The organism is Corynebacterium capitovis DSM 44611 (genome assembly GCF_030440535.1).
Lineage (GTDB): Bacteria > Actinomycetota > Actinomycetes > Mycobacteriales > Mycobacteriaceae > Corynebacterium > Corynebacterium capitovis.
In genome coordinates this window covers 779,357-798,106 of the sequence record NZ_CP047117.1, presented here as the reverse complement: position 1 = coordinate 798,106, position 18,750 = coordinate 779,357, and the positions used below count along the sequence as shown (strand labels likewise).

Annotated in this window: 18 protein-coding genes and 1 riboswitch; of the genes, 3 read left to right on the top strand and 15 right to left on the bottom strand. The window is 63.2% G+C overall.

What is annotated here, in order from left to right; translation table 11 throughout:
• The first annotated feature begins 27 nt into the window (after nucleotides 1-27).
• Nucleotides 28-1,272, top strand: coding sequence for a protein kinase domain-containing protein (locus CAPI_RS03945; protein WP_018016742.1), 1,245 nt, complete (start codon nucleotides 28-30; stop codon nucleotides 1,270-1,272).
• A gap of 25 nt (nucleotides 1,273-1,297) precedes the next feature.
• Here the strand turns inward: CAPI_RS03945 and CAPI_RS03940 are convergent, their stop codons facing one another.
• The 14 genes from CAPI_RS03940 to ctaC all read right to left on the bottom strand — a co-directional run bounded on the left by CAPI_RS03940 (nucleotide 1,298) and on the right by ctaC (nucleotide 15,149).
• Nucleotides 1,298-2,686, bottom strand: coding sequence for a class II 3-deoxy-7-phosphoheptulonate synthase (locus tag CAPI_RS03940; RefSeq protein WP_018016741.1), 1,389 nt, complete (start codon nucleotides 2,684-2,686; stop codon nucleotides 1,298-1,300).
• Between the two features lie 71 nt (nucleotides 2,687-2,757).
• Nucleotides 2,758-3,279 carry a polyadenylate-specific 3'-exoribonuclease AS gene (locus CAPI_RS03935; RefSeq protein ID WP_018016740.1) on the bottom strand — a complete coding sequence of 174 codons (522 nt, stop codon included), beginning with the start codon at nucleotides 3,277-3,279 and terminating at the stop codon, nucleotides 2,758-2,760.
• A 1-nt stretch (nucleotide 3,280) separates the two neighbouring features.
• Nucleotides 3,281-3,487, bottom strand: a complete 207-nt coding sequence (locus CAPI_RS03930) for a hypothetical protein (RefSeq protein ID WP_018016739.1) — start codon at nucleotides 3,485-3,487, stop codon at nucleotides 3,281-3,283.
• Nucleotides 3,488-3,501: 14 nt separating this feature from the next.
• A complete protein-coding gene (locus tag CAPI_RS03925) occupies nucleotides 3,502-4,239 on the bottom strand; it encodes a lysophospholipid acyltransferase family protein (protein ID WP_018016738.1) in 738 nt (245 codons plus the stop codon).
• Nucleotides 4,229-5,227: an ROK family protein gene (locus CAPI_RS03920; RefSeq protein WP_018016737.1), complete on the bottom strand. Its 999-nt coding sequence runs from the start codon at nucleotides 5,225-5,227 to the stop codon at nucleotides 4,229-4,231. The genes CAPI_RS03925 and CAPI_RS03920 overlap by 11 nt, the downstream gene beginning before the upstream one ends.
• A gap of 11 nt (nucleotides 5,228-5,238) precedes the next feature.
• Complete coding sequence (locus tag CAPI_RS03915; protein WP_018016736.1) at nucleotides 5,239-6,390, bottom strand: glycosyltransferase family 4 protein; 1,152 nt, start codon at nucleotides 6,388-6,390, stop codon at nucleotides 5,239-5,241.
• A gap of 6 nt (nucleotides 6,391-6,396) precedes the next feature.
• Nucleotides 6,397-7,467, bottom strand: a complete 1,071-nt coding sequence (locus CAPI_RS03910; RefSeq protein WP_018016735.1) for a C40 family peptidase — start codon at nucleotides 7,465-7,467, stop codon at nucleotides 6,397-6,399.
• Nucleotides 7,468-7,589: 122 nt separating this feature from the next.
• On the bottom strand, nucleotides 7,590-8,228 hold the full coding sequence (locus CAPI_RS03905; RefSeq protein WP_018016734.1) for a C40 family peptidase: 639 nt from the start codon (nucleotides 8,226-8,228) through the stop codon (nucleotides 7,590-7,592).
• A riboswitch (cyclic di-AMP (ydaO/yuaA leader) is annotated at nucleotides 8,225-8,416 on the bottom strand. Its footprint overlaps the gene before it by 4 nt.
• 343 nt (nucleotides 8,417-8,759) lie before the next feature.
• Nucleotides 8,760-10,400 (bottom strand): cytochrome bc1 complex cytochrome b subunit, encoded by a 1,641-nt coding sequence (gene qcrB, locus CAPI_RS03900; protein WP_018016733.1) that lies wholly within the window; start codon nucleotides 10,398-10,400, stop codon nucleotides 8,760-8,762.
• Nucleotides 10,400-11,623, bottom strand: coding sequence for a cytochrome bc1 complex Rieske iron-sulfur subunit (gene qcrA / locus CAPI_RS03895; RefSeq protein WP_018016732.1), 1,224 nt, complete (start codon nucleotides 11,621-11,623; stop codon nucleotides 10,400-10,402). Before qcrA ends, qcrB begins: the two co-directional genes overlap by 1 nt.
• Nucleotides 11,620-12,480 (bottom strand): cytochrome bc1 complex diheme cytochrome c subunit, encoded by an 861-nt coding sequence (gene qcrC, locus CAPI_RS03890; RefSeq protein ID WP_018016731.1) that lies wholly within the window; start codon nucleotides 12,478-12,480, stop codon nucleotides 11,620-11,622. Before qcrC ends, qcrA begins: the two co-directional genes overlap by 4 nt.
• Nucleotides 12,481-12,591: 111 nt before the next feature.
• Nucleotides 12,592-13,212, bottom strand: a complete 621-nt coding sequence (ctaE, locus tag CAPI_RS03885; protein ID WP_018016730.1) for an aa3-type cytochrome oxidase subunit III — start codon at nucleotides 13,210-13,212, stop codon at nucleotides 12,592-12,594.
• 393 nt (nucleotides 13,213-13,605) lie between these two features.
• Nucleotides 13,606-14,037: an aa3-type cytochrome oxidase subunit IV gene (ctaF, locus tag CAPI_RS03880; RefSeq protein WP_018016729.1), complete on the bottom strand. Its 432-nt coding sequence runs from the start codon at nucleotides 14,035-14,037 to the stop codon at nucleotides 13,606-13,608.
• A 17-nt stretch (nucleotides 14,038-14,054) separates the two neighbouring features.
• Complete coding sequence (ctaC, locus tag CAPI_RS03875) at nucleotides 14,055-15,149, bottom strand: aa3-type cytochrome oxidase subunit II (RefSeq protein ID WP_018016728.1); 1,095 nt, start codon at nucleotides 15,147-15,149, stop codon at nucleotides 14,055-14,057.
• A 450-nt stretch (nucleotides 15,150-15,599) separates the two neighbouring features.
• Here ctaC and asnB point away from each other — a divergent pair, with 450 nt between their 5' ends.
• Nucleotides 15,600-17,522, top strand: coding sequence for an asparagine synthase (glutamine-hydrolyzing) (gene asnB, locus CAPI_RS03870; protein ID WP_026157008.1), 1,923 nt, complete (start codon nucleotides 15,600-15,602; stop codon nucleotides 17,520-17,522).
• A gap of 23 nt (nucleotides 17,523-17,545) precedes the next feature.
• Here asnB and CAPI_RS03865 read toward each other — a convergent pair whose 3' ends face one another.
• Nucleotides 17,546-17,890, bottom strand: coding sequence for a HesB/IscA family protein (locus tag CAPI_RS03865; protein ID WP_018016726.1), 345 nt, complete (start codon nucleotides 17,888-17,890; stop codon nucleotides 17,546-17,548).
• A 153-nt stretch (nucleotides 17,891-18,043) separates the two neighbouring features.
• Between CAPI_RS03865 and CAPI_RS03860 the strand changes: the two genes are divergently transcribed.
• On the top strand, nucleotides 18,044-18,736 hold the full coding sequence (locus tag CAPI_RS03860) for a DUF3043 domain-containing protein (RefSeq protein ID WP_018016725.1): 693 nt from the start codon (nucleotides 18,044-18,046) through the stop codon (nucleotides 18,734-18,736).
• Nucleotides 18,737-18,750 lie beyond the last annotated feature (14 nt).

Sequence of the window (18,750 nt, the reverse complement as noted above, 5' to 3'; positions counted from 1 at the left end):
TGTGACGGGTGGGCCATACTGGGGAGCATGTCTCAACTCGCAGTCGGCGACTACTTGGAGGGCCGCTACGCGATCGATCGCCCGATCGCGCGTGGTGGAATGTCCACGGTCTACCGCTGCATTGATACTCGCCTCGACCGAGAGGTGGCAGCGAAAGTCATGGACGCCCGCTATGTCCACGACGCGGTGTTTCGTGACCGCTTCCGGCGCGAGGCGTTGGCTATGGCGAAGCTGTCTCACCCCAACCTCGTCAATGTTTATGACTTCTCCGCCCGAGACGAGGACGTCTTTCTCATCATGGAGCTCATCACCGGCGGAACACTGCGTGAACTCCTCGCCGAGCGCGGCCCCATGCCCCCTCACGCCGCGACCGCCGTCATGCGCCCCGTCCTTACAGGGCTCAGCTCGGCCCACGACCGCGGAATGGTGCACCGGGACATCAAGCCCGACAACATCCTCATCAATGGGGACCACACGGTGAAACTGGCCGACTTCGGGCTCGTGCGGGCAGCGGCCGACTCGACTCAGTCCACCGACCAGATCGTCGGGACTGTCTCCTATCTTTCCCCTGAGCAGGTCGACGGCTCCCCGATGACCCAGGCCGCCGATGTGTACTCGGCGGGCATCGTGCTGTTCGAGCTGCTCACCGGCACAACCCCGTTTTCGGGAGAGACCCCCCTCGCGCACGCCTACGCCCGGCTGCGCTCCGATGTGCCCCCGCCGTCGTCCCGAATTGCGGGGGTGCCAAAGCTTTTCGACGAGCTCGTGGCCACCGCAACCGCCCGCGTCCCGGGATCGCGATTCCTCAACGCCGGCGAGTTCCTCAGCGCCCTCGACGATGTGGCCGCCGAACTGACTCTGCCGGACTACGTCGTTCCAGTGCCGACGAACTCCGCAGCCCACCGCGCTGCCGCTCACCCGACATCACACACGCTCGCTCCTCTGCCGGAGCACCACGCAGCGGAGCCCGAGGCACGCGAAACTCGTGGCGTTCCCCCGTCGCGCGCCGCGTCGGCCGCCCCTGTCCCAGTTCCCGCAGCAGCTCCACGCACCCCCTCCCCGGCTCAACAGCCCGTTCGAGCTGCGGTGCCAGCGCACGTGAGCGAGGCGCAGCCCCCCGCTCCCCCGGCCCCGAGACCGATCAGCAACCGTTCAGGGGTCGTGTTGGCCGTCTTTCTCGTCATCGCCTTCCTCTCGACGCTCGCGGTGTTACTGGGGGCGTGGTGGTTTGGCTCAGGCGAGTACGGGTCCGTGCCAGCACTACTGAGATGATGGCCGGATCCAACCGATCTGTTGCTTAGTAGCGCAGCATCTCCGCGACGAGAAACGCCAGCTCTAGAGCCTGCTCCGTGTTGAGGCGTGGGTCGCAGGCGGATTCGTAGCGGCCGGGCAGGTCAACGTCGGTAATGTCTTGGGCACCACCCAGACACTCGGTGACGTTCTCCCCGGTCAGCTCGATGTGGATGCCCCCCGGGTGGGTACCCAATTCGCGGTGGACCTCGAAGAAGCCCTGCACCTCGTCGATGATCTTGTCGAAGTGCCTCGTTTTGTAGCCGTTCGACGCCGTAAACGTATTGCCGTGCATGGGGTCGGACTGCCAGACGACCTTGTGCCCCGACGCCTCCACCGCTTTAACGATTCCCGGCAAGATGGAACGCACGTTTTCGTGCCCCATGCGAATTACCATCGTGAGGCGCCCGGGCTCGTGATCCGGATCAAGCTTGTCGGCATAGGCAACTGCTTCTTCCGGCGTCGTGCTGGGACCGAGCTTGATGCCCACCGGGTTGTTGATAAGAGCTGCGAAGTTGACGTGGAAATCGTCAATCCCGCGGGTTCTCTCACCGATCCACAGCTGGTGCGCGGAGAGGTCATAGAGCTTCGTCACCCCGCTCTCGTCCTCGGCAAGGCGCAGCATGGCCCGCTCGTAGTCGACGAGGAGGGCCTCGTGTGAGGCGTAGATCTCGGATGAGCGCAGGTGCTCGTCGTTGACACCGCAGGCGTTCATGAAGGCGAGGGAGCGCGAAATCTCGCGCGCCAACGCTTCGTAGCGTGCACCGGCGGGGGAATTTGCCACGAACTGGCGGTTCCAGTCGTGAATGTTGTGCAGGTCCGCGGTCCCCGAGGCGGTGAGCGCACGCACCAAGTTCATGGCTGCAGAAGCATTCGCGTAGGCGCGGACCATGCGGGCGGGGTCGTGCGCCCGGGACTCCGGGGTCGGCTCAACACCGTTGACAATGTCACCGCGGTAGTTGGGCAGGCCATTGGCATCAAGATCCGAGGACCGCGGTTTTGCATACTGCCCCGCGATGCGGCCCAGCTTCACGACGGGCAGCGAGGCCCCATAGGTCAGCACCGCGGCCATTTGGAGGAGAGTTCGCACGTTCGCCCGGATGTGGGGTTCGGTGTTCGATTCAAAGGTCTCTGCGCAGTCGCCACCCTGAAGCAGGAATGCCTTGCCCAGCGCGACCTCCGCGAGCTTGGCCTTAACGTCCTCGACCTCAGGGGCCAAAACGACAGGCGGCACGGACTCTAGTAGTTTGCGGACGTATCCCGCCTTCTGCTCATCCCAGCTCGGCTGCTGCTTGGCCTCGCGGGAAATGACGTCCAGGAACTTCTCGTTCAGATCTCCGGGCAGCGGCGGAAGATCCGGCAGAACGTCTTTGGGGATATCAATAGTCCAACTCACCCTCTTAGTTCTAGCACGGGCTTATGCGATGCGATAGACGGGCCGGGCCTGCGATTTTCCACGAAGTGGAACTAGCCACCCACATGGTGGATAGCGCGCCCGTCGGCGTCGAGAGGAAAAACTGCCTGGCACGCGGCGAACTTCGCTCGGTTGTGTCGGGCGTCAACCAGCGCGTCGTGGTTGCCGTCGGGAACCGCGGGCAGCCGTGGCCTACCCGCCATCTCCCAGTACTGCTTGAGCTCGCGCGTAAACCGCGGAATGCGACTGGGAAGGGCCGCCATGTCGCCCCACAGCTGAGCCAGAACGACGTGGTCGTAGGCCCCCACCCACGCCCAAAGCTCGGGGCGCGAACCGTCGGCCCCCAGGAAGGCGTAGACCTCATCCCGGATAGTCGCCGCCGATTTCCACGTAGGGCTCTGCGGGTTAGGCAGCTTTGCCAGCACGTTGAGTCGCACCCACTGATTGGCTTTCGCGCCATCAAAATCCGTCGACACCGCGTAGTATTCGCGGCCGTCTTCCGCAACGATACCGATAGAAACCAGGACGATCGTGGTACCGTCCTCGATGAATTCGGTGTCGTAGAAGTAGCGCATGCTAGACAGCTTTCTTTTCGACGTCCCGTACGCCACCCGCAGTGTCGTTGTCGGGTGTGGCCCGGCGCGGCCAGAACATCACGACGACGATCCCGAATACCACGGCTGGTCCAACGACCCCGACGCGGAAATGTGCAATCGAGCTGAGCAGGAACGCCGCCACCAGAACGCTCGTGGCGGTGATGCGCACAATGAGGTCTCGATCCATGATGCTGATCCTATTTAACCCGCCGCGGGTGCCGCGCCGTCAGGGTATCCGCGTCCCTCTTCGAGCGACTTCTTCACGTCGGCCGCGTAGACATCGACGTAGTTATAGCCCGACAACTCGCTGAGGCGCGCCATCACGAAGTCGGTGAACGGGCGCATGACCTCGCGCGAGCCAGGATCGAACCCGTTTCGCCGCGCCCACTCGTGCGGGTCGACGGCCTCGCCGACGTTGATGTGCACCTTGCGGGGGCGCGGAATGAGCGACCCAATGGGGTTAGCCTCACGCGTGCCAATCATCGCCACGGGTACCACGGGGGCGCCGGTTTCCATAGCGATGCGCGCCATTCCTGTTTTGCCTTTATAAATCCGGCCATCGGGCGAGCGCGTTCCCTCCGGGTAGATCCCAAACAGATCTCCCCGACCGAGAACATTCTTGGCAGCGACCTGGAGAGTCTGCCCCGCCCCCTCGTCGCTTCGGTCGATGGGAATCTGCCCCACCGAGCTGAAGAAGAAGCGCTGAATAGCCCCGCCCAGCCCCGTGCCCGTGAAGTACTCCTTCTTCGCGGGGAACGTTATTTGACGCCACACCATAAGCGGGAGGTAGAAGGAATCCAACACAGCCTGGTGGTTGGAGGCCAAAATCGCGGCCCCCTGGGCGGGGATGTTCTTCGCACCCCTGATGGCGGGGCGGTTCCACAGGTACAGGGGCGGGCCGATCACAACCTTGAAAAAGACGTACCACTTATTCAGCATCAGACAAGCCCCTTCCAGCAACCATCTCCCGCGCCAAGTCAGACACGCCGATCATACCCGCGTCCGGCCCAAGCTCCGCCCGAACGACCTCGGGCAGAGGCCGATACCCAGCCCCCACAATGCCACGTGCCATCGATTCGCGGGCGGCGTCAATAAACAAGTCGGCGTCAGCGCTAACCCCGCCACCCAACACAATACAAGCTGGGTCGAGGACATCTGCGACGATCGACAACCCGGTACCGAGCCAGCGCGCAAACGCGTCGACCGTCGCCCGACCCAGCGCGTCGCCCGCCCGGGCGGCCTGCATCACGTCGTGCCCGTCGGCACGTTTGTCCACGACCTTGCGGTACAGGCCGCAGCCCTTGAATCCACCCTCCCCAGCGATTTCAATGGCTGTGTCGATGAGGGCCGTGCCGGACGCGTAACGCTCCAAACAACCGTGCTTCCCGCACGAGCACACCCGGCCGTTGGGCACCACGGTGAGGTGACCAAACTCGGGAGCGGTTCCGAACGCCCCGCGGTAGATCTCCCCGTCGTGCATAAGGGTGGCGCCGATTCCGGTGCCCACGGCGAAGAAAACCCACGTCCCCGCGTCTCGTGCTGCCCCGTAGCGGTACTCTCCCCACGCCGCCGAGTTCGCGTCGTGCTCCAGCTTCACTGGCAAACCCAGCGCGTCTTCCAGCTCCTCTCTCACCGGCTGGTTGTCCCGCCACGCGAGGTGGGGGGCGAAGCGCACCACCTCGCAGTCGGGGTCAAGAAACCCGGCTACGGCGGCACCCACTGCGTAGACGTCGTGGTCGGCCCGGAGGTCGTCGACAAGCCGAGCGAGCTCGGCCGTCAACTCGGCCCCGCCGTGGGGCGTGGGGACGGACCGCCTGTCGATGATGCGCCCACGCTCGTCAACCACGCCCGCCCGTGTGTTTGTTCCTCCGATGTCGAAGCCGATCGTCAACCGCTCGTTTGCTGCAGTGTGGGACGTGATGGACATAGCGAGCAAGTCTATCTCCCGCCACCGAGGATGCCGTACAGGTGATCCCCGAGGCGTGACCACGCGAACGTGTCGACGGCCCGGTGTCTCCCCTCGGCCCCCATCTCGGCGCACCGCTCCGGGTCCGTTAACAACCCCGCCAGCTCGGCGCTCAGCGAGTCCACGTCTCGCCCGTCGACCACGATGCCCGTCTCGCGGGACACGGTTTCGGGCGCCCCGCCCGATGCTCCTGCTACCACCGGAACCCCGCAGGCCTGAGCCTCGAGGTAGACGATGCCGAGGCCCTCGACGTCGAGACCACCCCAGCGAGTCCTCGCGGGCATGGCAAAAACATTCGCCGACGCCACGATATCGCGCAGGGTTTCCCGGGAAACCGCACCTGCAAAGACCACCGCCTCCCTATCCGACGAGGGGAGCCGCGTCACCCGGGCTCGCAACCGGGATTCGGCAGCGCCGGTGCCGACGAGAACAAGCCGCGCCCCGGGAACGGCCTCACGCACTGCGGGCAATGCCCTAATGAGCTGGTCCTGCCCTTTCCTGGGTACAAGACGTGATGCGCACACAATGAGGGGTTCATTCCCCCACCCAAAGCGCTCGCGCGTTGCCATTCGTTGCGCTGTCGTCGCGGGGCGAAAGAAACCCGAATCAACTCCAGATGGCAGCCACTCAAACTCGACGTCGTCACCAAAAGCCCGCCTAAACCGCGAGAGAGTGTAGCTCGAGATATACGTCACGACGTCCGCGGAGGAGCCGATGCGCTTCAACACGGATCGCCCACCCGGCAGCATGGCCCACCCGACCTCGTGCCCGTGGGTCGTGGCCACGACCCGCGTCGCCCCCGCCCGCTTAGCGGCGGCTCCCATGACGGCCAAGGGCGCCGCCGCGCCAAACCAGACGGTTGTGATTCTTTCCTCACGGATCCGACGCTGCATCTCCCGAACCGTGGCCGGCGTAGGAAGCATGACCGACCGCGGCCAGCGCACGACTCGGTAGGGCACGGTCGCGTCCCAAGAGGCCGCGGCCTCCGCGTCCTGCGTAGAGGCGAAAACCACCAGCTGATCGGCTCCCGCGCGGCTGACGTATTCCGCCGCGAAGTCCTGCAGATACGACTGGATCCCACCAACGGTAGGTGGGAAGTCGTTGGTGACCAGAAGGGTGGTCATCCGGCGCTAGTAACGGACGGCGCCCTGGATCGGCATCGAGTTCAGTGGCACGACCTGCACAGGAATGCCGTAGTCGGAAGCGTGGACCACCTGGCCGTTGCCGATGTACATGCCTACGTGGGTAACACCCGGGTAGTAACCAACGATGTCACCGGGCTGCAGCTCGGACAGCGACACCGGCGTTCCCCCCGCGAGTTGAGCCTGAGAGGTGCGGGGAATCGACTTGCCGTTCTGGGCGTACGACCACGCCATGAGCCCGGAGCAGTCGAAAGCGTCGGGACCGGCTGCACCCCACCCATATGGCTTGCCCAGCTGGGCCATCGCCGCAGACACAACGCCCGAAGCCGCACTGTTCAGGTCCGCCAGCGGAGCCAGGATCGGGTTGTCTTTCGCCTCCCAGAGCACCCTGTCGGCGGGGCTTAGCGCGTTGACGCGTGCCTCCACTTCCTTGACCTTGGCGTCGAGGTCCGCGCGTTCGCGCTCGAGCTTTAAGCGCTTCGCATCCAATTGGTTGCGCTGATACTCCGCCTCAACGACGGCGATGTTGGCCTCGGTGGCGCGCTCAGCGGCGTCAGCGGTGAGCTGCCGGAGGTCCTGCAGCGCTCGTTCGTTGCTGCGGGAGATCGACCCCAAGTACGCGGCCCGGTCGATCAGCTCCTGCGGGTTGGAGGCACCGAGGTTATTCACCAGCGTGTCCGACGCCGAGGTGCGGTTCTGGGACGCGGCGACCCCGTTCAGGCTCAGCTGACCCGCCTTGCGCGCCCCGGCAGCCGCCTGCGCCTCAGCGCGGGTCTGGTCGACGCGCGCGTACAAGGCGGGAAGCGCCGCCTCGGCCTGCGCAATTGCATCCTCGGTGGCCTTCAGCTCTTCCGATTTAGCGGTCGCGTCATGGGACACTGAGCTGAGATCGTCGATAAGTGTCTGGATGTCATCCGCATTCGCCGTAGCCGACAATCCGGTCCCCGCCTCTACACCGACGACCGCGATGGCGCTTGCAGCGCCAGCGACGCTCAAGCTAAGGGCGCCCAGCGCTACGCGCGCGGGAAGGTGGCGGGACGGGAGAGAATGCTTGCCCAACGAAGTCCTCTTTCGGGAGTGGCGACACCCTTAAGGGCATCACCCAATCTTTACTAAACCGTTATAGGACTATAGCCGGACGAGTGATCAAGATCAACCTCGCCCGGCCGTAACTTCTGCCCTTAGAAGCGGACCGCGTTGTAGATCGGCATCATGTCCAGCGGACGCTCGCCAACGGGGATTCCGTCGTTCAGAGCATCGATGATTGTGCCGTTGCCCGCGTAGATCGCAACGTGAGAGGCGCCACTGTAGTAAGAGACGATATCACCGGGCTGCAGCTGGTCGAGGGACACCTGCTGCCCGCTCGAGGCCTGGTCCTGAGAGGTGCGCGGAATGGACTTCCCAGCCTGGGCGTAGACCCAGGAGGTGAAACCGGAGCAGTCGAAGCTGTTCGGGCCGGACGCGCCGTACACGTACGGGGAGCCGATCTTAGAACGCGCGATCTCGACGATGCGCTCGCCAGCTGTCTGCTGCGCTGCCGGGGCGGCCACGGTATCAGCGACCTGCTCGGCCACATCAGACGACGCCTGCGCAAGGGAGGGAACATATTGCTCGATGCCCGGGACGGAAGCCAGGCCCGCAACGTTTTCAAGGCCCGGGACCTCGACGGACACGGTGCTGTTGGGAATCCGGACCTCGGCCGCGCCTGCTTGGGCGGGGGCAAAGAGGGCCGCGCCTGCGGCCACTGCGCTGACGGCGGCCACGTTACGGGCCATGTTCTTCTCCTGGCGACGGTGCTTAGCCACTGAAATGATCTCCATATCTTCTCGTTTGCCTACCGAGTTAGCTGACGGGTGAGGCTTGAGAACAGCCCTGCCGCGCTCCGCACTCCTGAATCATGGAGTGCCCTTGCGGGCATTAACCCCAGGCATGCGCCGCAGAAGCGGCCTGGTTCCCCGGTTCCCTTTCCCTGCCAACGGCCCGAGAAGAGATTCGGCTCATATGTCGTTTTGTACTTTGCAGCCAACGCATGTTGTCGCAATGTCTCGGTAAGATTACGAAATGGACACGGAAGATGTCCAACCGCCACGCGCGTTATCGCGCTGTTATTTCCTCTGACCCCCGTGATTGACCCCCCAGACCCCTCAATCTGGGAATTTACTGTGCCAGCTGTTAGCTCAATTCGCGGCTTGAGCTGGCACTTCATGGGAAACCCGCCACTATTGCGAGCGAGCCGCGCCTCCGCTGACAACGGCAGTGACCTTTCTCACACAGCACCACGGGTCCACCACTCAAGAAACAGCGGCCCCTCCCGTCAAGGGAGGGGCCGCCGATATCCAAGCGATCGCGGATTAGTGTCGGGGTTTGCCGTCCCCGTACGTCGCGTCGCGGTCGGAGGACCCCTTGGTCTGCTCCAGGGCGCGCAACGTCGCGATCTCATCATGGTGCTTCCGAGCGTCCGCTTCACGCGCGCGCTCAGTCTCGTTCAGGGAAGCTGCCTTCAGCTTGCCGACGGTTTCCGAATCGGCGAACCCAAGCTGGTTCATTTGCTTCGGCACCGGGGCGCCCGCGTACTCGAGCGGGACGGGGTGGCCGTGCTCGTCAACCGGCCCCAGCGGCTGGTGGATTTCCACGAACGCGCCGTTCGGCAGCTTCTTGATCACGCCCGTCTCGATGCCGTGCTCAAGCACCTCACGGTCGGAGCGTTGGAGACCAACGCAGATGCGGTAGGTGATGAAGTACGCCAACGGGGGCAGGACAATCAGGCCGATGCGCCCGACCCACGTCATCGCGTTGAGCGAGATCTGGAAGAAGTGGGCGACGTGGTCGTTTCCGCCAGAAATCGTGAGGAGGAGGAAGAACACCAGACCCATCACACCGATGCCAGTTCGCACCGGAACGTCGCGCGGGCGCTGCAGCAGGTTGTGGTGGGCATCGTCGCCGGTAACCTTCTTCTCGATGAAGGGGTAGGCGAAGAGAAGCACGACCATCGCGCCACAGAGCAGCGCAACCCAGAATGCGCCGGGGATTGTGTAGTTGCCCAGGTACAGCTCCCAGGCGGGCATGACACGTGCCGCGCCGTCCGTCCAGAGCATGTAGATGTCGGGCTGGGATCCGGCCGAAACCTGAGACGGGTTGTACGGCCCGAGGTTCCAGATGGAGTTAATCGTCGTCATACCGGCCATACCCGCGAGGACCGCAAACACGATGAACATGAATCCGATCGCCTTCACAGCGAAGATCGGCACGATGCGCACGCCGATGACGTTGTTTTCGGTTCGGCCCGGCCCAGGGAATTGGGTGTGCTTCTGGAACCAGACGAGAAGCAAGTGCGCCGCGACGAGCGCGAGAATGATACCCGGGATGACGAGCACGTGCAGGATGTAGAAGCGGTCAAGCATCAAGTCGGAGGGGAAGTCGCCGCCGAAGATGCCCCAGTGCAACCACGTACCGATGATCGGCAGGCCGACAATGATCGCGGACATGATGCGCAGACCGACACCAGAGAGCAGGTCATCAGGCAGCGAGTAACCGAGGAAGCCCTCGGCCATGCCCAGCAGGATGAGGGTCACGCCAATGAGCCAGTTTGCTTCGCGCGGGCGGCGGTAGGCGCCGGTGAAGAAGACGCGCATCATGTGGGTAAACATGGCCATGACGAACATCAGCGCTGCCCAGTGGTGCATCTGGCGCACGAAGAGCCCGCCACGGACCCCGAAGGAAATGTCTAGCGCCGTCGCGTACGCGCGCGACATCTCGACACCGTTGAGAGGCAGGTACGAGCCGTCGTAGATCACCTTGGTGATCGAGGGGTCGAAGAACAGCGCTAGGTAGATACCCGTCAGCAGCAACACGATGAAGCTGTACAGGGCCATCTCGCCGAGCATGAAGGACCAGTGCGTCGGGAAGACCTTGTTTAGCTGCGGGCGGAGAGCACCGGAGATCGTGTAACGCGAATCGACATTGTCCGCGGCTTTAGAGAGTTTTGTACTCATTAGGACTTACGCTCCCAGAATGCAGGGCCGACGGGCTCAATGAAGTTTCCGTTGGCAACGAGGTATCCGTCTTCATCAACTGTCACAGGCAGCTGCGGCAGCGCACGGGCGGCTGGCCCGAACACGGGCTTGCCGTAGTGCAGGGCATCGAACTGCGACTGGTGGCACGGGCACAGGATGCGGTTGGTCTGCGCCTCGTAGAGGGACGTCGGGCAACCAATGTGCGTGCAGATCTTGGAGTAGGCGTAGTAGTCGCCGTAGTGGAACGATTCCTGACCCTCCCGCTCGACAACCTTCCGGGCATCCGCTGAACGCAGCCGAATGAGCATGACGGCGTTACGGGGGCCGTGGATCGAGTGCATGTGGTTTTCGTAGACGTCCCGGGTCGCGTCGAACGTCGACCCGTCGTTGACGTCTTCTTCGTAGAGCGGGAAGACCGTCTCCATCGACGCGGCGGCTAGGTCCTCGGGACGCATACGCACGAGGCGGGACACGCCAGCGGTGCTGTAGTGGGACCCCGCCTCACCGGTGTGCAGCTCGGCGATCGCGCCGGTGTCGCGGCCGAGGTAAATCTTCTTGCCCTCGTTGGCGAGGGTCCACCCGTGCGTCCACAAGGTACCGTCACCCTGGTAACCGAGCGCGTGGCGCTGCTTCCAGGGGTTCTTAACAATGCCGCCGAGCGGGGCGACGATTGCCAGACCAGCAAGCAGGCCCGCGCCGCCAAGGAGGCCTTGCAGTGCTTTACGACGACCAAGGGTTGACGTCTCCCAGGCGTCGTTAAGAAGTGCCGTGGTCGTGCGGCGGTCGAGCTCGGTGGAACGCCCGTCGTGGCGCCGCTGAACCGAGATTTCCTCGGGCACAAACTTCTTGACGTACTGGATGATCGCGATGCCGAAGGTCCCCAGCGACAGCATCGACGTCAGGCCGAGAAGCGGGGTGTAGAGAGTGTAGAGCCACAGGCCCTCGTCGCCGTGAAACTTGGGGTTCCAAGGCCAGAACAGGTAGACACCCAAGAAAGCGAGGCCGGCCAGCACGGAAACGATCAGCCAGATGCTGATGCCCGTGGCCGCGGACTTCTCACGCGGATCATCCTGCGCCGGGAAGCGCTCTTTCCGGTAGGCGACGGTAACGTCGTCGAGCTCGGTGCCAAGCGCCGCCAGCTCGGCGTTGTTCATCCGGTCGAGCTCTTGGTCCGTGTAGTTCTTCTTCATTTCGTTGCTCATGAACGCGATCCAATCCAGATAGCAGCGGCGGCAACTAGGGTGACGCCGATAATCCACATAGCCATGCCCTCAGAGACCGGTCCGAGGCCGCCCAGTGCGTAACCACCCGGGCTCGGCGTCTCCTTCGCGGACTTGATGTACGCGATGATGTCCTTCTTCTCGTCGGCCGTCAGCTGACGGTCAGAGAACTTCGGCATGTTCTGCGGGCCGGTCAGCATCGCCTGGTAGATCTCCTGCTCGTTGGCAGCGTCCAGCTCAGGCGCGTACTTACCGGAGGACAGCGCACCACCGCGGCCCGTGAAGTTGTGGCAGGACGCACAGTTCAGGCGGAAAAGCTCACTACCCCGCGCAACGTCCTCGGCCTGAATGGTGCCGTCGTAGTTCTCGCCGCGCAGAGAATCCATCGCGAGCGTGCCATCCTCGTTGTAAACGAGCTCCGGGCCACCGCCGTTGGCGGCAACATAGGCGGCGATAGCAAGAGCCTGCGACTCCGTGTAACGGGGCTTCTTACGCTCCGCCTGGGCGTCATTCGACATCATCGGCATACGCCCCGAGTTGACCTGGAAGTACACCGCGCCTTCACCCGTACCGATGAGGGAGGGACCGCGGCCTTCCACACCTTCGAGGTTGGCGCCGTGGCAGGTGATGCACGCCACGTCGTAAATGTCTTTGCCCTCTTGAACAAGGGCCTGGTCGTCGCGCTGGGCAGTAGCAACCTGCGCGTTAGGAGTCAGCGCGGTGGCCAAAAAACCCGCCCCGGTCAGACCGAAGGTCAGCGCCGCTGCCCCGGCGACGGTGCGCCGCATTTTGCGACGCCTCCGCGCCTGCGCCGGCGTCTTCTTTTGGGTGTTATCCATCTTTTTCCCTTAAGCGACTTCTTGGTGGATGAGATTGAGCGTTTACTCTGCGGCCGACCTGACTAGAACCCGGCCAGGGAGAACCCGGCCAGGGCCGCTAGCCTGCCTGCCCTACTGGACGAGGTAGATGGTGGTGAACACGCCGATCCAAATGACGTCGACAAAGTGCCAGTAGTACGACGTTGCCATCGCGGCCGTTGCCTGCGCGGGCGTGAACTTGGACTTCGAGATGCGCAGCAGGATGACTGCGAAAGCAAGAATGCCCGCGGTCACGTGTGCCATGTGGAAGCCGGTGATGATGTAGAACATCGAACCGAAAACGCTGGCCTGAGGAGTGACGCCGTGGGAGACCATCTCGGTCCATTCGTAAGCAACCAGCCCGAGGAACACGACGCCCAGAGCAATGGTCACGACGAACCACCGGCGCAAACCGAAAACGTCGCCACGCTCGGCCGCGAAAACACCCATCTGGGAAGTCACCGAGGATGCCACGAGGACGATGGTGATGATCAGGCCGAACAGCACATTGAGATGCTCGGTCTGATGCTCCCAATCCCCTGTCGTCATGCCGTTTGCGCGCGACGTGAAATACATCGCGAACAACCCGGCAAAGAACATCAATTCTTGGGCGAGGAACGCAATCGTGCCCACGCTGACCATATTTGGCCGGTTCAGCGCTGGGACACGGTTCTGCGGGGTCGCCATGCCTTGGTTAGAAATTGCGGTCGTCACGACAGTCAGTATCGCCAATTTTTACCTGAAAGTCATCTCAGATACCCCCGACGAAATTCTGGCATTACGTCCCCAACCTGCCGTTTTTGGAAACAGATCGTGCTAGTAAATACGAGGCCAAATTCCCAGGAACTTTTTGGCACCGCTTTCCGACGCATATCGTCGCAGGTCAATCCGCTTCGGCACCACGAACCCGTAGCCCCGCTCGCGGAGAGGCGAATAGTGGCGTTGGCCGCCATCGCGGGCTGCGGCGCCCGTGGTGACCATCTTCACACCGTTCTCACCCGAGAAGAGCGGGCATACATACTTTCGTATGACCCCCACCGCGCGGCGAGGGCGTCGCAAAGAAAAGCCCCCTACCGCGGTTGCGATAGGAGGCTCGGCGTGCCGCGCTTAGTGCTTCTCGCGGGGAATGCCGTACTGGATGCTGAGCTGCGTGGTCGTCCAGACGAGCAGCACCGCACCGATGGCCACGAGCCACAGCTGCCAGAACGCGATACCGAGGCCGAGGAAGAAAACGGCTCCCGCCATGGCGAAAGGCCAGATGGAGTGCGGGGAGAAGAAACCGAGGACCCCGGCACCGTCAGAGATCTCCGCCTCTTCCCAATCCTCCGGAACGATATCCATGCGGCTTTCGGTGAAACCGAGGTAGACGGCGAGCATGAACGACATCGCGGTTGCGAGAACGAGCCCCACGCCGCCAACCCATTCGACGCCGAATAGGTAAGCATCATCACCGACCCACATCGTCGCGAGGATGTAGAACACACCGATCAGCAAGAGGAAGGTGCCGATGGCGTAAAACACTTTCGAGCCAGTACCCATTTGTTGCTCCTTATTGCTTAAGCGTCAGCGTTGGGGTCGTTGTAGTTGTCCCCGTCGCGCCCGTCCGTGCGGCTCGAGTTAAACGGGTGGGTTGACGTCGCGTACGGCTCCTGCCCGATTGCTCGCAGGGCCTCGGCGTTGGTAGCGCCCGGGTTTTCTGTGCGGAAGCGGATGTAGTCCCGGAATGCTTCGGGCGAGACCGCGCGAACTTCGAAGTTCATCATCGAGTGGTAGGTACCGCACATCTCGGCGCAGCGGCCAACGAACGCGCCTTCGCGCTCAATTTGCTCGATCTGGAAGCTACGCTCCTGCTGGTTGGCTTCCGGGTGCGCGTAGGCATCTCGCTTGAACAGGAACTCCGGAACCCAGAAGGCGTGGTTCACGTCAGCCGATGCGAGGCGGAATTCAATCGGGGTGCCGGTGGGAAGGACAAGCACCGGAACCTCTTCGGTTGAACCGGTTGTTTCGATGAGGTCGTAGTTGAGGTACGACAGGTCGCCCATCGAGTTTCCGTGGATCGGGTTGGGGTTCGGGGTGTCCTCGGAGTCGTACTTCGTCTCGTCGGCGCGAGCCTGACGATCTTCATCGACGCCCTCGTAGAGCGCGCCCGTGGGTGACAAAGACGGGCCGACCTCCGCGTACCCGAATTTCCAATTCCACTGGAAAGCGGTGACGTCAACTGTCACCTCCGGATCCTTGTCGCGGGCGGTAACGACTGTCTGTGTCTGCACCGTAAAGAAGAACAACGAGAAGACAATGATGATCGGAACGATCGTCAGCGCGAGCTCAAGGGGAACGTTGTACTGCAGCTGCTTCGGGAACTCGTCGTCCGTCTTCTTCGAACGCGACGTGCCGTTCCACTTGAACACCGCCACGAGGAACAAGCTCCACATGATGATGCCGATGATCCACGCGGCGGCCCACACCCACACCCAGAAGTTGTACATCTGGGTTCCCTCGGGGGTAACCGGGTCGGGCCAACCCATGTCCAGGATCCGAGACACGGCTTCCGGCGGGGCCACACTACATCCCGCCAGTGCCAGGCCGCCCATGAGAAGGGAGCCCGCGGCGCCGACCTTCTTGGCGAGCCTGCGGTTCATTACCTTTTCCACGTGTGTCTGCCTTCCTGTCCACACCAAAAACCCAACGAACCGTCACGGTTGCCCATGAAAGTTCCTACCCAGTCAGAATAGTTCATCTCAGCGGGCGATTCGGAATTGTCGGGGGGCTCGACCCGCACCGCTCCCCCCACCGTTATGAGCGGTCACTGGCGTGGGCTGAAACCCGCGTCTGTGCTGGGCGGTGTCGGGCGTTGCGCGGGTGGGGTGCAACCGGCCTAATGGGCAGGGTAAGCCACGTCACATACGCGACGCCCGTTCTCATTCAAAAGTTGGCCCCCGTTCGGGGACGGGCTAAAGATGGACACCTCGCCCGAGCCCGGCCGTTCGACCCAGCGACCCACCCGCCCCTATTGTTGACGATATTGTCGTGCGCTCCAGCACGCACCCGCGCCGCGCGACCGGCGACCTTATATATAGAGGAACGAGAGGTTTGTTGAGGATATGTGTGGCCTTCTAGCGATGCTTACCGCCGGGGGAAATGCCGCGTCGTACACGGCGGCGGTCGAAGCCGCCCTGCCCTGCATGTACCACCGCGGCCCAGACGCCGCGGGGACGTGGAATGACGACGACGCAGTCTTCGGCTTCAACCGTCTGTCCATCATCGACATCGATCATTCGCACCAGCCTCTGCGGTGGGGCCCGGCGGACAACCCCCAGCGCTACGCCCTGACGTTCAACGGTGAGATCTACAACTACGTCGAACTGCGGGAAGAGCTCTCTACCGCCGGTTACGATTTCGCCACCGAGGGTGACGGCGAGCCCATCGTCGTCGGTTATCACCACTGGGGTGCGGAGGTCGTTGAACACCTGCGTGGCATGTTCGGCTTTGTCATTTGGGACACCGAGACGAAGACGATGTTCGCGGCGCGCGACCAGTTCGGCATCAAACCGCTCTTCTTTGCGACGACTCCCGTGGGCACCGTTTTCGCCTCGGAAAAGAAGTCCATCCTGGCCATGTCCGAGCAGCTGGGTATCGGCTCCGGCCTTGACCGGCGCGCCATTGAGCACTACGTCGATCTGCAATACGTACCGGAGCCCGAGACCCTCCACACCGAGATTCGGCGGGTTGAATCCGGCTGCACCGTCACCCTCACCCCCGGTGGCGAGGTGCATTCAGAACGCTACTTCCGCCCCCGGTTCGACACGGCATCTGTACCCGCGGGCCAAGAAGACGCCCTCTACGACCGGATTGCCCGCGCCCTGGAGGATTCCGTCGAAAAGCACATGCGAGCGGACGTGACCGTTGGTTCTTTCCTCTCGGGTGGGATCGACTCCACGGCCATCGCCGCATTGGCAAAGCGGCACAACCCCAACCTGCTGACGTTCACGACCGGCTTCGAGCGCGAGGGGTATTCCGAAGTCGACGTCGCTGCGGAGTCGGCGGCCGCGATTGGTGTCGAGCACATCGTCAAGATCGTGTCCCCGGAGGAATACGCCGAAGCCATCCCGAAAATCATGTGGTACCTCGATGACCCGGTCGCCGATCCCTCCCTCGTGCCGCTCTACTTCGTCGCGCGCGAGGCCCGCAAGCACGTCAAGGTCGTGTTGTCGGGCGAAGGCGCAGACGAGTTGTTCGGCGGTTACACGATTTACAAGGAACCGCTCTCCCTGGCGCCCTTTGAAAAGCTGCCCTCTCCCCTGTCCCGCGGCTTAAACCGGCTGAGCCACGTGCTACCCGAGGGCATGAAGGGGAAAAGCCTGCTGGAGCGCGGGACGACCCCGATGGAGGAGCGTTACTACGGCAACGCCCGGTCGTTCAACTTCGAGCAGCTCCAGCGGGTTCTTCCGTGGGCGACGCGCGAGTGGGACCACCGCGAGGTGACGGAACCGATTTACGCTGCGTCGACGCAGATGGACCCAGTCTCGCGGATGCAGAACCTCGACTTGTTTACGTGGATGCGCGGGGACATCTTGGTCAAGGCCGACAAGATGAACATGGCGAACTCGCTTGAACTGCGCGTTCCCTTCCTCGACCGCGAGGTATTCAACGTCGCGCAGACAATCCCCGTCGAGCAGAAGATCGCCCACGGCACCACCAAGTACGCTCTGCGCAAGGCGATGGAGCAGATCGTGCCCGCCCACGTGCTGCACCGCAAAAAGCTCGGCTTCCCCGTGCCCATGCGCCACTGGCTCGCCGGTGATGAGCTGCACGGCTGGGCTCAGGACACGATCACCCAGTCGGGAACCGACGAGATCTTCAACAAGACTGAGGTCCTGGCGATGCTGCGCGAACACCGCGCAGGAGACGCCGACCACTCCCGCCGCCTGTGGACGGTCCTGGCCTTCATGGTGTGGCACGGCATTTTCGTGGAAAAGCGCATCGACCCAGAGATCGAGCACCGGCAGTACCCGGTGCGCCTCTAACCGAGCGCGCCGCCCCCCCGGCGTCAGTTAAATGAGTCGCCGCAGGCGCACGAACCGCTGGCGTTGGGGTTATCGATGGTGAAGCCCTGCTGCTCGATCGTATCCGCGAAGTCGATCTTCGCGCCCATCAAGTAGGGCACGCTCATCTTGTCGACGACCAAGCGAACGCCCCCGATGACATCCGCCTTGTCGCCGTCGAGATCGCGGTCGTCGAAGTACAGCTGGTAGCGAAGCCCGGCGCAGCCACCGGGCTGCACGGCGATGCGCAGCGAGAGGTCGGTCGCGCCCTCCTGATCGAGCAGGGCCTTCGCCTTCGCCGCGGCCGCGTCAGTCAACGTAACGCCCGTGGTGGAAGTCGGTGCGGTCATGGATTCTCCTTACCTTTGTACCCAGGGACGTGAGTCCCTTCAGTACTTCTGAACGTCTTCGTGCTTGTATGACCCAATCTGAGGCACTATCTGCAACAAGGGTAGCCTCACCCATATTCCCGCCGGGTGACGCCAGCTTGTAGCCTATTGCTTGTGAAACTCCCGTGGCAGAAACCCGAGAAGACCGGCGGCTCGACGAAAGTGGAGCTGCCCGCCACCCCAGCGAAAGAGGACGAACGCCCCCGCCCGAAGGGCTACACCCCGCCGAAGGGACGGCCAACGCCCACCCGGCAAGAGCAGGAGATCCGCCGTGGGGTGCGCCGAGACCCCGCCGCTCTCAGCCCCGCTCAGCAGCGCCTGAGGGACAAAGAGCTCAAGAAGAGCTTGAGCAAAGAGGAATGGAAAACTCACAAGCGCGAGCGGCGTGAGAAAGCCCGCGCGTCGACGCGCGAGGTGCAAGCTCGTATCGACGCCGGCGATGAGCGCTACCTCATGGACCGGGACAAAGGAGAAATCCGCCGCTACGTCCGAGACTGGGTGGATGCCCGGCGCTTCTTCAACAACTACGTCCTGCCCGCTGCGCTCGTGATGATGGTGCTCACCTTCCTCGGTACCGCGGCACCCCGCATCAGCGTGTACGTCTCCGCGCTTTCTTTGGTGTTCATGGCGGCGATCGTGGTCGAGGCCATCGCCATCGGTGTGCGCGCCAATCGAGCCGTTCGACGCCGCTTCCCCGAAACGACCGAGACCGGATTCGGGCTCGGCATGTACGCGTTCTCGCGCGCCACCCAGCCACGCACGTGGCGCTCGCCTAAACCGCGCGTCGCGGTGGGCGAGGCGATGTAGGCGTCTTCACCCCG